Raw genomic sequence first — 12751 nt, 5'->3', positions numbered from 1 at the left:
ATAGTATCTGCGCCGTGTGGGGTTCAGAGGGCTTCTTCGGGCAGTTTCACTGCATCTCCCACCTTCACCCCCCGCTCTTCGAAGAAGCCCTGGTTGACCTCCAGGGCGTACCGTGCGGGCCGGGCGGACCGGTGGGGGGTCTCGTCCAGCGGCTGCATGTCCTGGATGTCCACTATCTCTCCTTCGGCGGAGATGAAGGCTATGGAGAGCGGGATGAGGGTGTCCTTCATCCAGAACGAGAGGGTCTGCTCCCGCTCGAAGACGAAGAGCATGCCGGCATCTTCGGCCAGCGCGGTGCGTCCCATGAGCCCCCGGGACCTTTCTGCGGGGGTGGAGGCTATCTCCACCCTGACGGCTACCTCGCCGCCTCCGGAGGCGTCTATCGTGAGGGTGGGGAGTTCGTTCTCTGGGGTGGCGGGCGGTTCGGGCGCGGGTTCGTTTGCGGAGCATCCGGTGAGCAGGAGAACGCAGACGAGGGCCGCTACTGCGAGCCTCATTCGAGGACGAACTCCACGCGCTTGTTCTGGCGGCCCTTGCTCTTGTGGTCCGTGATGCGCAGGCGTCCCACCTCGCGGGTGTTGGCGACGTGGGTGCCGCCGTCGGCCTGGGCGTCTATGCCCTCGATCTCCACGATGCGGACCCTTCGCACGTGCTCCGGGATCAGGTTCACCCGGGTGCGGATCAGGTCCGGGTCCTCCAGCGCTTCCTCGCGCGGCAGCTCGTAGATCCGCACGGGGCGCTCCTGCGCGAGGGCCTCGTTCGTCAGGCGCTCTATCTCGCTCACCACCTCCACCGTCCACTCGCCGGGGAACGAGAAGTCCATGCGGGCGCGCCCGCTCCGCATCCGGCCGCCGGTCACCTTCGCGCCGAAGTTCTGCCAGATCACGCCGGAGAGCACGTGCAGCGCGGTGTGGTAGCGCATGTGGGCGTAGCGCCGCTCCCAGTCCAGCTCGCCCCGCAGCTCGCGCACGGTCTCCGGGATGGGGTCGTCCAGGACGTGGACGATCTCCCCGCCGGCGCGCCGGACGTCCACCACGTTCGCGCGGACCGGCCCGACGCCGGCCCGGCCCTTGTCCGGCGGCTGGCCCCCGCCGCCGGGGTAGAAGGCCGTCCGGTCCAGGACGAGCTCGCGCCCGCTCAGCTCCACAACCCGGGCCTCGAACTCCTTCAGGTACGAGTCTTGCAGGAAGAGTTCTTCGGTCACAGCGGCAGGGTCCCCCGCTCGCGGGCCTTGAAGGTCGTGACCTCCGTGTATCCGACCTCCCGGACCAGCGGGATGCTCACCTCGTAGCCGGCGCCCACCTCGTGAGCGGCATGAGCGTCGGAGGAGAGGATCACGGGCACCCCCCGGCGATGGAACATCTCGAGAAGCCTGCGGGAGGGATAGACCTCCCCGACCGGCTTGCGGAGGCCCGCGGAGTTCACGTCCACCACGATGCCGGAGGCAGCAACCGCGTCGGCCGTCTCCTCCAGGATGGGCGTTATGTCCCGCTCCGGACGGTGGCGGAAGATCTTGATCAGGTCCGGGTGCCCCAGCACGTCGAACAGGCCCGAAAGCGCGGCCCGCCGGACGTTGGCGAAGTACGCTTCGTAGAGCTCGTAGGTCTCGTAGTCCTCGTAGATGGACCGGTCGGTCGCGCGATCCACCTCCCGGCCGTCCACCCGGTGGACGCTCCCGATCACGTAGTCGTAGGGGAGCTCGGTGGCGTAGTACTCCATCCGCTCATCGTCGCCGGGCACGTAGTCTATCTCTATGCCCAGCCGCAGCTCCACATCTTCAGAGCGCTCCTGCGCCTCCTCGTAGGCCGCCAGGTCTATCTCCTCCAGGTAGCGGTCGTGCTCGGTTATCCCCAGCTGCCGGATGCCCCGCTCCCTTGCGACCTCGCAGTAGGCCAGGATGTTCTCCACCGTCATCGGCCGCTCCCCGTGGGCCACGACGTGGAGGTGGTAGTCGATCACAGATAAGGTCTCCCGGTCTCGCACGTTCTCACGACCCCTCTATTGTAGAGGGATCGCCGGAGAACTCTACCGCCGGAAGCCCCCTAGGACAGGTCGCCGGGGAGGGCCGTGTCGGTCGGCTCGATGCCGGGCACCATCCCCTGACTCATCGCGATCCCGAAGAGGATGGCCCCCATCGTGAGGTATACGGCCCAGCCGCCCAGCCGAGAGCCCAGATAGTAGCCGATGATCCCAAGCGTAATCGCGATGGTCCCCAGCGAAGCCACGGCCTCCAGGAAGAGCGTGGAGCCCAGCGCCGGGAAGAAGGCCACCGGAACCCCCATCATCAGCGCGAGCACGGAGATGACGTGCCCCACGAATACCTTGGTCTGGCCATCGTTCTGCTTCGCGCGCTCCATCTGCCAGGTCACCCCTTCCTCTCTTTCTGACCGCCCGTGGATTTAATGCGGGATCGCGGACGCCCCCCGCATTATCTCATACGTTCGACGGCCCCCCGGGTTTCGCGGACCGCTAGGCGACCCAGCGCCAGCTCGCGAAGAGCGCCGCCAGCAGCACCCCCGCCGCCGAGCTCGCAGCCAGCCACGCCGCGAGCAGCCACCGGCTGCGGGCGAGCAGGACCCCCAGCACCAGGAAGAGCGGGAACGCCCCGAGCATGAACCTCGGCAGGCTCATGAGCGGGAAGAGCGGGCCGGGCACAAGCAGCGGCGGGACGGTGAGCGCGAGGGCGTAGAGCGAGAGCCCCGGCGGCAGCAGGAGGAGTGCGGCTGCGAGCAGCGCCGCAAGCAGCCCGAAGAAGGCGAGGTTCAGAGCGTTGGAGGCCGCGAGCGCCGGAGCGGCGGAGGGATCCAGGAAGAGCGCCCCCGGGTCCATCAGGTACGGAAGGCCCTCTCCGGCCGCCTGCCACGCCGCGCGCAGGGTCTCCGGAGGGGCGGTGAACTCCCGGCCCCAGTACTCCTCCTGCTGGCGTGCGAAGAGCAGCGGGTCGCCGAAGCGCTGCCGAAGATACGCCATGTACGCCGCGAGCCCGAGCGGCGGCAGCGCGAGCGCGGCGGCTCCCCGCCACCCGAAGCTATCCCGGCCCCTGTACCACTCGTACAGGAGCGGGATGACGACGAGGACCCCCGCGTTGCGGGTCAGAGCCGCCAAAGACCCCAGCACACCGGCCAGCAGCATATCCCTTCGGACCCGCACCGCCCAGACGGCTCCGGTGGTCAGCGCCAGAAAGAGCGCCTCGGTGTAGGCGGCGTTCAGGAAGAAGGCGGTGGGGAAGAAGGCGAGCGCGAGCGTGGCGGCCCGGGCGGCCTCTCCGCTCCACAGCGTCTCCGCGAGGCGGTAGAGGAAGTAGAGGGCGAGGAGGGTGAAGACCAAGGAGAAGAACACGCCCCAGAGCGCGGGCCCGCCGCCCAGAGCCGCTCCGGCGCGGACGAGCATCGGGTAGAGCGGGAAGAAAGCGGTGGACTCCGGGGCACGGACCTCGTAGCCCTCCAGGGCTATCTCAGAGTACCAGGCCCCATCCCAGTGCGCCCAGTAGCTCAGGATACCCGGCGTCTCCAGCGGCTCCCCGCCAGGCTCGGACCGGGGCAGGAGGGCCGCTGCGAGCGCTCCGGCGGCGAGGAAGAGGGCGCGGGAGGCGAGAAACGCTCCGAGGACGAACCTGAAGCCCCCGTTCAAGAGATCAGTAGCGCAGCCGCTTGCTCCGGCTCACCACCCACCAGGCCGCACCGAAAGCCGCCAGCGCCAGGAAGAAGACGGCGGCGAAGGTGGGGTAGGGAACGAGGTCCGAGACCTGGAGGGTAGCGTAGCGGGTCGCGTCCACCATGTGGAAGATGGGGTTGAAGAGCGTTCCGACCCTCAGAGCCTCCGGCAGCATCTCTACCGAGTAGAAGACCCCGCCCAGGAAGGTGAGGGGCTGCAGGATCACGTTCATCAGGAACGAGATATGCTCTATGCGCGTAGCTAGCACCCCCACCAGGACTCCCAGCGCCGCGAAGGTGAACGAGACGCAGAGCCCGGCGAAGAGGAGCAGGAGCGGATGCGCCACCTCCACTCCAGCGAACGGCGCTCCGAGCACGAGGACCCCAGCGCCCACGATTATGCCGCGCAGCGTACCGCCTAAAGTGTAGGCGAGCGTGATCTGGAAGTCGCTCATCGGGCTGATAAGCACCTCGTCTATGTACCGCTCGCGCTTGGCGTCGAAGACCGACCACGAGGAGTTCATATATGCACCGGTGATGAGCGTCATCATCGCTATCCCCGGCAGGATGAACTCCAGGTACGGAACCCCGTTCACCTCCCGGATGCGGCTGCCCAGCGCCAGCCCGAAGACGATCACGTAAAGCAGCGAGGTCAGCAGCGAAGGGACTATAGTCTGCATCCACACCCGCGTGAAGCGCAGGATCTCGCGCGAGAGCAGGGTGCGGAAGGGTCTATCGAACAAGGTCATTGCCGACCACCTTCAGGTAGACCTCCTCCAGCGTCCGCGCTCCGTAGCGCTCCTTGAGCTCCCCATTGGCCCCCCGGGCCGCGATCTCGCCGCCGGAGATGATGGCGACCTCCTCGCACAGCTCCTCGGCCTCCTCGAGGTAGTGCGTGGTGAGCAGGATGGTCAGCCCGCCCCGGTTCAGCTCCCGGATGTAGCCCCACAGCCGGTAGCGCAGCTCGATGTCTACCCCGGCCGTCGGCTCGTCCAGGAAAAGGATCTCCGGGTCGTGCATGAGCGCCTGCGCAAAGAGCACCCGCCGCTTCATGCCGCCGGAGAGGGTGTTTACCCGCTGCCGGCGCTTCTCTTGCAGCGCGAAGCGGTCCAGCAGCTCCTCGGCCCGCTCCCGGGCCTTGTCCCTGGGAACACCGAAATACCCGGCGTGGTAGAGCAGGACCTCCTCGACGGTGAGGAACTTATCCAGGTTCACCTCCTGCGCCGAGACCCCGATCATGCGCCGCGCGTAGCGGTAGTCCCGGTGCGCATCCCGGCCGAAGACCTTCACCTCTCCCGAGTCCGGCCGGGCAAGCCCCACGATGCTGTTGATGAGGGTCGTCTTCCCGGCCCCGTTCGGCCCCAGCAGCCCGAAGAACCTGCCGGCCGGAATCTCCAGCGACACGTCGTTGAGCGCCACAACCCCGTTCGCGTAGGTCTTGGTCAGGTTCTTCACCTGCAGCGCCGGGACGCCGTTCCGCTCGCCATTGATCACCCGGCCAGCACCTCCCGGGCGGCGCGCTCCCCGGCGAGCATCGCCCCGTTGATGGACGAATCAACGGTGTACTCCCCGGCCAGGAAGAGCCCGGGCGTCCGGGTGCGCGTCTTCGGCAGCGCCGTGCGGAAGCCGGGCGGCTGGGCAAACTGGCAGTACGGGATGCGGTACAAGGTTAGCGGCTCCAGACGCGCCTCGGGAAACCAGCGGCTGATCTCCTCTATCCCCCGGCGGTAGATCTCCTCGTCCGAGAGGCCGTCGTGGACGCCGGGCGCTACGGCGCTCAGCAAGTGCCGCCCCCGGGGCGCATACTCTTCGGAGACCTTGCTCATCTCCGCAGCGTTGTTTATGAAGGCGCCCTCGGAGGCGTTGAGCAGGATCTTCTTCCCGGCCCCGAGCCCATTCGTGGCGTAGTAGACGCACACCTCCCCGACCGCCCCTCCGGGAACCTTGACCCCAACCAGCCTCCCGGCAGCGGGCGCGTCGGTGGCGAGCACCACGGCATCGGCCTCACGCTCCCGCCCGTTCACCCTCACGCCGCGAATCCTCCCACCGTCCTCCAACAGCCCCTCCACCGGGCTCATCAGGTGAATCGTACCCTCAGGCAACCGGGCGGCGAGCTGCTGCGGGATCCGGCCCATCCCACGCGCCGGCACAGCAGCCCTCCCCGCAGCGAGCATCCGGAAGGTGAACCGGAAGACGCGCGCACTGGTCGAGAGCGACCGGTCGAGGAAGATCCCGCCGTAAAACGGCCGGAAGAAGGAGCCGATGTACCGCTCGGAGAAGCCTAGGCGCCGCAGATACTCCCGCGTGGTCGTGTCCAGCCCGCCGTCCTCCTCCCCGGCAGCCACAGCACCCCCCCTCAACTCCCTCGCAGCCAGCCCGAGCGTGCTCAGCTTGTCCCGCAACGTGGCCGCAGTGGAGAGCGCCGAGGGCAAGAACGACACCGGGTCCCGGAAGGGGTCCGCGAGAACGCTCTTCTCCCGGCCCCGGCAGATGATAGCCCCGGGATCGAACACCCGCAGCTCCAGCCCCCGCAGGTCCAGGTGCCTCCGGACCAGCGGGTAGGCCGTGAAGAGCACCTGAAAGCCCCGGTCCAGCAGAAAACCCTCCCGCTCGTCCGTCCGGACCCGCCCCCCGACGCCGTCCGACGCCTCGAAGACCTCAACCTCTAAACCCTGCTCCGTTAAAACCTTCGCGCAGGTAAGCCCGGAGACCCCCGCGCCGATAACGAAAATTTTCATGCTGCCGCAAAGTTTACCCCCGAGCGGTGGTCATGACCACCCGGGATGCCGTAGCATAACCTCCACCACGCCGGAAGGTGCGTAACCATCCCCAAACCAAGCCCGTCAGAGCACCGCCCGCGCCTCTCCCCTGATATCGTTTACCGATATCCGTATCCGTTATACTGTATCGGCAATGAGGGATTTTGAGAGAGGAAGTCCGGTGCTGAGGGATCTGGAGCTGGGAGCGGTGCGGGTGCACATCCTGCACCACGCTGCGCGAGCGCCGGTGTACGGTTCGTGGATGTTCGAGGAGCTGCGGCGGCACGGCTACGAGCTCAGCTACGGCACGCTCTACCCGGCGCTGCACAGGATGGAGGAGCAGGGATTGTTAAAGCGGGAGGACCGGGTGGAGGGTGGGAGGGTACGCAAGTACTACACGGCGACGGAGAGGGGGCGGGCGGAGCTGGAGCGGGCGCGGCGTGTGATCCGGGAGTTGCACCGGGAGGTGGTAGAGGGTGAAGGACCGGACCCCGGGTAGCCGGAGGGAAGAGCTGTGGGAGCTCTTCCGGCTGTTCACCAAGCTGGGGTTCATCGCCTTCGGCGGTCCGGCGGCGCACATCGCGATGATGCGCGACGAGGTCGTGGTACGCCGCCGGTGGATGAGCGAGCAGGAGTTCCTGGACCTGGTAGGGGTCACGAACCTCATCCCGGGACCGAACTCGACCCAGATGGGCATCCATGTAGGGAGGATCCGGGCCGGGTGGCGGGGTTTGATCCTGGCCGGGGTCTGCTTCATCACGCCGGCGGCGCTCATCACGCTGGCGCTGGCCGTTCTGTACGTGCAGTACGGCGAGACGCCGCAGGGCGAGAGCCTGATGTACGGGATAGCGCCCGTGATCATAGCCATCGTCGCCCAGGCGCTGTGGGGGTTCTCGAAGACGGCGGTAAAGGACTGGCTGACCGCCCTGGTCGGAGCGGCGGCCTTCCTGCTCTACTTCCTGCTGCGGGTGCCGGAGATACCGCTGCTAGCGGGCGGGGCGCTGGTGGTCTTCCTGGCGCGCACGCCGGGCCGCGGCGAGCATGCCGCCCTTCTGCCGATCGGAGCGCCGGTGGGGCTGGCGAGCGCGCTCCCCGCCGTACCTCCGGTGGCCTCCATCTTCCTCACCTTCCTGAAGATAGGCTCGGTACTCTTCGGCAGCGGTTACGTGCTGCTGGCGTTCCTGCGCTCCAACTTCGTCGAGCCGGGGCTCCTGACCGAGCAGCAGATCATAGACGCCGTGGCGGTCGGGCAGTTTACCCCGGGGCCGGTCTTCACCACCGCCACCTTCGTCGGCTACCTGCTGGAGGGCCTCCCCGGAGCCGTAGCCGCAACCTTCGGCATCTTCATCCCGGCGTTCGTCTTCGTGGCGCTCATCAGCCCGTTCATCCCCCGGCTGAGGAGCTCCCCCGTGGCGGCCGACCTCCTGGACGGCGTGAACGTGGTCGCCCTGGCGCTCATGGCCGCGGTGACGATTCAGCTCGGCCTGGCGGCCATCGTGGACCCGCTCACGGCCGCACTCGCGCTCGCGGCGCTCTTCGTGCTCTTCCGCTTCCGGGTGAACTCGGCCTGGCTCGTGCTCGGCGGCGGGGTGGCCGGTCTGCTCCACGGCTTTATTCTCTAGTGCCTGCGCGATCCTCGAACTCGAACGTCACCCTGTGCTCCCCGTCCAGCTTCAGCACGGCGGAGAACGGCTTTCCGGACCGGCTCTTGAAGCCCTTGAGCCGGGCGGTCCTGCCCTCCTTCAGGAGCTGCCGCGCCTGGTTTGCGGTGACGCGCTTGCCCGCGACGGTCTTCCAGATGACGAACCTGCAGCCCCGCTTCCACGCCGAGCAGCCGTAGGACTTCTTGGTCTCCACGACCGGCGCGCCGCACTTCGGGCACTCGCCCAGAACGTCCTTCTGCGGCGGGGCGAGCCGCTCGCCCTCCAGGTTGCGGACGTGCTCCACGACCCTCGTTGCGAACTCGCGCACATCGCCCATGAACGCCTCCCGGCTCTCCTCGCCGCGCTCCATCTTAGCCAGCCGCTCCTCCCAACGGGCGGTGAGCTCCGGAAGCGTGAGCGTGCTCTCGCCGAGCAAGGAGATGAGCTCCTTACCCTTCACGGTCGGGACGAGCGTCTTCCCCCGGCGCTCGGCGTAGCCCACCTGTATCAGGCGCTCGAGGATCGCAGCCCGCGTGGCCGGCGTCCCGAGCCCGGAGTCCTTCATCTGTTGCCGCAGCTCCTCATCCTCTACGAACCTCCCGGCCGTCTCCATAGCGCCCAAGATCGCCGCCTCCGAGTAACGCGGCGGCGGCTTGGTCTCGCCCTCCTTCACGGCGACCTTCGCCACCTCCCACTCCTGCCCCTTCTCCACGGGCGGCAGCACCGGGGGTTCCTTCTCCCGCTTGCCGCCCACGCCGTCGAGGTAGAGCGCGCGCCAGCCCGCCTCCAGCACCACCCGGCCCTTCGAGAGAAACGTCTCGCCCGCCACCCCGGTGACGACGGTGGTGTTCTCGAACCGGGCCGCCGGGAAGAAGACCGCCAGAAAACGCCGGACGATGAGGTCGTAGATCTTCGCCTCGTCCGGGGGCAGCTCGCCGGAGAGCCTCTTGCCCGTAGGGACGATGGCGTGGTGGTCGGTCACCTTGCCGTCGTCCACGATGCGCTTGTTGACCGGCAGCTTCGGGAGCGCCAGCAGCTCCTCTGCGAACCTCGCCAGCTCCGGCAGAGCGGCCGCAGCCTCGATGCGCCGCTTGAAAGAGGGGACCATATCCTGCGAGAGGTAGCGGCTGGAGGTGCGCGGGTAGGTGATGAGCTTGCGCTCCTCGTAGAGCCGCTGGGCGGCCTTCAGCGTCCTTTCGGCGGTGAAGTTGTACTTCGCGTTAGCGTTGCGCTGCAGCTCGGTCAGGTCGTAGAGGAGCGGCGGCCGCTCGGTCTTCTCCCGCCGCTCGGCCTTCTGCACGGTCCCGGTCTTCCTCCGGACCTTCTCCGCTATCTCTTGGGCAGCTTCGCGCTCCTTGAGGCGGTTCTGCCTGCCCCTGAACCAGACGCCGTCGTAAGAGTCCTTCCCGCGGCAGAACCGGGCGTGGACGGTCCAGAACTTCTCGGGTTTGAAGTTCTCTATCTCGCGCTCGCGGTCCACGAGCAGCTTGAGGGTCGGGGTCTGGACACGGCCGACGGAGAGCACGTTGCCGGGCCGCCCGAACCTCACGGAGTAGGCGCGGGTAGCGTTCATGCCCACGATCCAGTCCGCCTCCGAGCGGCTGCGGGCGGCGTGCTCCAGCGGGAGCATCTGCCGCCCGGCGCGCAGATTACCGAACCCCTCCCGGATGGCTTCGGGGGTGAGGGAAGAGATCCAGAGCCGCTTCACGGGCTTGTCACAGCCGGCGAGCTGGTAGAGGTAGGCGAAGATCAGCTCCCCCTCCCGCCCCGCGTCGCAGGCGTTGACTATCTCCGTGACGGCGGGGTCCCGCATGAGCCGCTTGACGAGGGAGTATTGCTCGCGCGTCTTTGGGTTCACCTTCATCTTGAAGCGCCCGGGGAGTATGGGGAGGGTCTCGAGCCGCCAGCGCCTGTACTCCTCCCCGTAGGCGTCGGGAGGCGCCAGCTCCACCAGGTGCCCGAGTGCCCAGGTGACGGTCCAGCCATCGCCCCGGAGCGCGCCCTTCTCGCGGCGGTGCTTGCCCAAAGAGCCGGCTATGTCCCGCGCGACGGACGGCTTCTCGGTGACTATGAGGCGCATAGCGGGAGTATACGGGACCGGGGAGCGGCCATCAGCGGTGAAGGCTGCTATCATCGGGAGCCGGGATGGCGCCGCTCGACGAACAGTTCTGCTATCTGAGGGCTACAGGAAGGGTCTCAGGCCGGCCGCACACTCACGAGCCGGCAGCGCCTGCTGCCGGTCGCTGGGGACCCGGAGCAGGAGAGGATCTGAACCCGTGAAGCGCCTGCTCACGGCGGCGGTCCTGGCGGGGGTCGCGGGTGTCTTGTGGCTGCGGCGCAACCCGGTCCCCTGCCCGGTCTGGCTGGCCTTCGTGCTGGAGAACCCCTACGTGGAGCGCGTGGCGGGCGGGGCGGCGCTGCTGGACCGCGCCGGGGTCCGGACCGGGATGCGGGTGCTGGACGTGGGCTGCGGTACGGGAAGGGTCACCGTCCCCGCCGCCCGGCGGGTGGGACCGGCGGGCGAGGTCGTGGGCCTGGACCTCCAGCCGGAGATGTTGCGCCGCGCGCGGCGGAAGGCGCGCGGCCTCTCCAACGTCCGCTTCGTAGCCGGAGACGTGGTGGAAACCCCCCTCGAAGAGGGGTACTTCGACCTGGCGCTGGTGGTCGGGGTCCTGGGGGAGCTGCGGGACCGCGAGGGAGCGCTGCGCGCCGTGCACCGCGCGCTCCGGCCCGGCGGGCTGCTGTCTATTACCGAGGTCTTCGGCGACCCGGACTACAGGGGTCGACGGGCGGTGCGGGAGCTGGGCGAGAGCGCCGGGTTCCGCTATGCCGGCGAGGCGGGCAGCTTCCTCTCGTTCACCGTCAACTTCAAAAAACCAATATAATCTGCGTTATGAGCGGGAAGGCGTGCCTGATCGGCTTCAACCACGTCGCCGTCGAGGTGGGGAGCGTGGAGGAGGCACTGGAGTTCTTCGGCAGCATCCTGGACTTCGAGCTGCGCGGCCGCGCGCCCGGCATGGCGTTCATAGACGCCGGAGACCAGTTCCTCGCCATCTCCGAAGGCCGCACCCAACCCCCGGACGAGCACCGCCACATCGGCCTCGTAGTAGACGACCGGGAGGCCCTGCGGCGGGCGCTGGCGGAGACGGACGCGGAGATTTTGCCCGGCCGCGGCCTGGACTTCCTGGACCCCTGGGGCAACCGCTGGCAGGTGGTCGAATACCGCGACATCCAGTTCACCAAGGCCCCGGAGGTACTGAGGGGCATGGGGCTCGGCCACCTGAAGAAGACCGGGGAGGCGTTGGGACAGCTGCGGGAGAAGGGGCTGGCGGAGTAGAGCCGCTCTGGGCGGTTTAACCGTCCGGTAACCGGGTATACAAGGGGTGCAGGAGAACAGGCGAGAGCGAGGAGGCACCGCATGGCTGTCGCTAGAGTAACCGAGATAAGCTCTACCTCTCCCGAGAGCTTCGAGGACGCTATTGAGCGCGGCATCGCCCGCGCGACCAAGACTCTGCGCCACGTCCAGAGCGCCTGGATCAAGGAGCAGGAGGTCAGCGTCGGTGAGGACGGGAAGGTGAAAGAGTATAAGGTGAATATGCTGGTCACCTTCCTGCTGGAGGACACCACCTCGTAGAGAGAAAAGAAGCGCTTCCCGATCGGGCCGGGGCCTCCGCTCCGGCTCTTCTTGCGGCCTCATTTACCTTATCCCCCGTCCGTGCTACAAAGTGAGGTGCAGGACAGCTCGCGGAGGGGGACTCGATCCGGCCGCACCCCGGATACAGGCTATGGCGAACCGGCCGCCCGCAGCCGCGCTTCGGCAGACACCGGCGCCGCCGGCGGGCGGCTGCCCTGATCCTGCTGGCAGCGGTCTTCGGCCTCTCGTTCGCCTTCCTGGGCTCCCCGGACGGCGAGGACCCGGCCCCTCCGGCAGCCGGAACAGAACGGGAAGAAGCCCCGCCGGCCCAGGAGACCGGACCGCAAGAGGAGCGTCCCACCTCCGGCGCCTGCGGCGACCTGCTCGCGCTGGTGGACCACGACCACGGCCTCCCGCCGCACTACGAACCGGAAGATCTAGTCCCCCTCTCGGCCCACGGAATACCCGTGCTGAACGGGGAGCAGTTCCTGCGCCGGGAGGCCGCAGATCGACTCGCCGAACTCCTCGCCGACGCCGCAGCAGCCGGAGAAGAGCTGGTGGTAGCCTCCGGCTACCGCTCCTTCGGCGAACAGCAGCGGACTCACGCCCGCTGGACAGCGCTCTACGGCGAGGGCGCCGGCGGGATGAGCGCCGTCCCCGGTCACAGCGAACACCAGCTCGGTACCGCCGTGGACTTCACCAACGCCGCCGCAGGCTACGAACTCTGGTGGCCCTTCGGCGACACCACGGCCAGCGCCTGGCTGGAGGAGAACGCTCACCGATACGGCTTCATACTCTCCTATCCCCGGGGCCGGGAAGAGGAGACCGGATACAACTGGGAGCCCTGGCACTACCGATATATCGGGGTAGAGAACGCCCGGGAGCTCCGGGAGAGCGGCCTCAGCCTCCAAGCCTTCCTGCAGCAGAACGGCGTGATACCCCACTGCTAAAACCACCCGGCTCAAAAATTTATCAAATTTTCTGTTTCAAGCCCTTTACAAAGTGTGACTAGAGGTGTATATTAACGGCGTCGGTTGGTGCGAAACCTAATCGACAACAACA

The 12751-nt window shown here is 67.7% G+C and carries 16 protein-coding genes; 6 read left to right on the top strand and 10 right to left on the bottom strand.

Annotation, left to right across the window (positions count from 1 at the left end; genetic code table 11):
* Positions 1 to 23: 23 nt before the first annotated feature.
* The 8 genes from E0L93_RS15195 to E0L93_RS15160 all read right to left on the bottom strand — a co-directional run bounded on the left by E0L93_RS15195 (position 24) and on the right by E0L93_RS15160 (position 6391).
* The gene (locus E0L93_RS15195) at positions 24 to 497 is read right to left on the bottom strand and encodes a DUF192 domain-containing protein (protein ID WP_132692934.1); all 474 of its coding nucleotides are present in this window, start codon (positions 495 to 497) and stop codon (positions 24 to 26) included.
* Positions 494 to 1204, bottom strand: a complete 711-nt coding sequence (locus E0L93_RS15190; RefSeq protein WP_132692933.1) for an alanyl-tRNA editing protein — start codon at positions 1202 to 1204, stop codon at positions 494 to 496. The genes E0L93_RS15195 and E0L93_RS15190 overlap by 4 nt, the downstream gene beginning before the upstream one ends.
* The gene (locus E0L93_RS15185) at positions 1201 to 1959 is read right to left on the bottom strand and encodes a histidinol-phosphatase HisJ family protein (protein ID WP_132692932.1); all 759 of its coding nucleotides are present in this window, start codon (positions 1957 to 1959) and stop codon (positions 1201 to 1203) included. The genes E0L93_RS15190 and E0L93_RS15185 overlap by 4 nt, the downstream gene beginning before the upstream one ends.
* Before the next feature lie 83 nt (positions 1960 to 2042).
* The gene (locus tag E0L93_RS15180; protein WP_132692931.1) at positions 2043 to 2357 is read right to left on the bottom strand and encodes a hypothetical protein; all 315 of its coding nucleotides are present in this window, start codon (positions 2355 to 2357) and stop codon (positions 2043 to 2045) included.
* 112 nt (positions 2358 to 2469) lie between these two features.
* Positions 2470 to 3630: a glycosyltransferase family 39 protein gene (locus E0L93_RS15175; RefSeq protein ID WP_132692930.1), complete on the bottom strand. Its 1161-nt coding sequence runs from the start codon at positions 3628 to 3630 to the stop codon at positions 2470 to 2472.
* Positions 3631 to 3634: 4 nt separating this feature from the next.
* Positions 3635 to 4402, bottom strand: a complete 768-nt coding sequence (locus E0L93_RS15170) for an ABC transporter permease (protein ID WP_132692929.1) — start codon at positions 4400 to 4402, stop codon at positions 3635 to 3637.
* Entirely contained in the window at positions 4386 to 5147 is a 762-nt protein-coding gene (locus E0L93_RS15165) for an ABC transporter ATP-binding protein (RefSeq protein WP_243638266.1), read from the bottom strand. Before E0L93_RS15165 ends, E0L93_RS15170 begins: the two co-directional genes overlap by 17 nt.
* Positions 5144 to 6391: an NAD(P)/FAD-dependent oxidoreductase gene (locus E0L93_RS15160; RefSeq protein WP_132692928.1), complete on the bottom strand. Its 1248-nt coding sequence runs from the start codon at positions 6389 to 6391 to the stop codon at positions 5144 to 5146. Before E0L93_RS15160 ends, E0L93_RS15165 begins: the two co-directional genes overlap by 4 nt.
* 175 nt (positions 6392 to 6566) lie before the next feature.
* Here E0L93_RS15160 and E0L93_RS15155 point away from each other — a divergent pair, with 175 nt between their 5' ends.
* Together E0L93_RS15155 and chrA are read left to right on the top strand one after the other, a co-directional pair.
* Entirely contained in the window at positions 6567 to 6911 is a 345-nt protein-coding gene (locus E0L93_RS15155) for a PadR family transcriptional regulator (protein WP_132692927.1), read from the top strand.
* Positions 6889 to 8034 carry a chromate efflux transporter gene (chrA, locus tag E0L93_RS15150; protein ID WP_132692926.1) on the top strand — a complete coding sequence of 382 codons (1146 nt, stop codon included), beginning with the start codon at positions 6889 to 6891 and terminating at the stop codon, positions 8032 to 8034. Before E0L93_RS15155 ends, chrA begins: the two co-directional genes overlap by 23 nt.
* Here the strand turns inward: chrA and E0L93_RS15145 are convergent.
* The gene (locus E0L93_RS15145) at positions 8024 to 10135 is read right to left on the bottom strand and encodes a DNA topoisomerase III (protein ID WP_132692925.1); all 2112 of its coding nucleotides are present in this window, start codon (positions 10133 to 10135) and stop codon (positions 8024 to 8026) included. The two genes, chrA and E0L93_RS15145, sit on opposite strands and share 11 nt — an antisense overlap.
* A gap of 196 nt (positions 10136 to 10331) precedes the next feature.
* Here E0L93_RS15145 and E0L93_RS15140 point away from each other — a divergent pair, with 196 nt between their 5' ends.
* The 3 genes from E0L93_RS15140 (at position 10332) to E0L93_RS15130 (ending at position 11689) form a co-directional block, all read left to right on the top strand.
* Positions 10332 to 10940, top strand: coding sequence for a class I SAM-dependent methyltransferase (locus tag E0L93_RS15140; protein WP_165874413.1), 609 nt, complete (start codon positions 10332 to 10334; stop codon positions 10938 to 10940).
* 8 nt (positions 10941 to 10948) lie between these two features.
* A complete protein-coding gene (locus E0L93_RS15135) occupies positions 10949 to 11392 on the top strand; it encodes a VOC family protein (protein WP_132692923.1) in 444 nt (147 codons plus the stop codon).
* A gap of 81 nt (positions 11393 to 11473) precedes the next feature.
* Positions 11474 to 11689 carry a dodecin family protein gene (locus E0L93_RS15130; protein WP_132692922.1) on the top strand — a complete coding sequence of 72 codons (216 nt, stop codon included), beginning with the start codon at positions 11474 to 11476 and terminating at the stop codon, positions 11687 to 11689.
* A gap of 149 nt (positions 11690 to 11838) precedes the next feature.
* On the opposite strand, the gene E0L93_RS15965 is transcribed toward E0L93_RS15130, so the two are convergent.
* Positions 11839 to 12096 (bottom strand): hypothetical protein, encoded by a 258-nt coding sequence (locus tag E0L93_RS15965; RefSeq protein ID WP_207890545.1) that lies wholly within the window; start codon positions 12094 to 12096, stop codon positions 11839 to 11841.
* A gap of 60 nt (positions 12097 to 12156) precedes the next feature.
* Here E0L93_RS15965 and E0L93_RS15960 point away from each other — a divergent pair, with 60 nt between their 5' ends.
* On the top strand, positions 12157 to 12639 hold the full coding sequence (locus E0L93_RS15960; protein ID WP_165874411.1) for a M15 family metallopeptidase: 483 nt from the start codon (positions 12157 to 12159) through the stop codon (positions 12637 to 12639).
* Positions 12640 to 12751: the final 112 nt, after the last annotated feature.

The organism is Rubrobacter taiwanensis (assembly GCF_004337705.1).
Taxonomy (GTDB): Bacteria; Actinomycetota; Rubrobacteria; order Rubrobacterales; family Rubrobacteraceae; genus Rubrobacter_C; species Rubrobacter_C taiwanensis.
The sequence above is the reverse complement of the archived record's forward strand: the minus strand, read 5'-3'. Positions and strand labels throughout refer to the sequence as shown.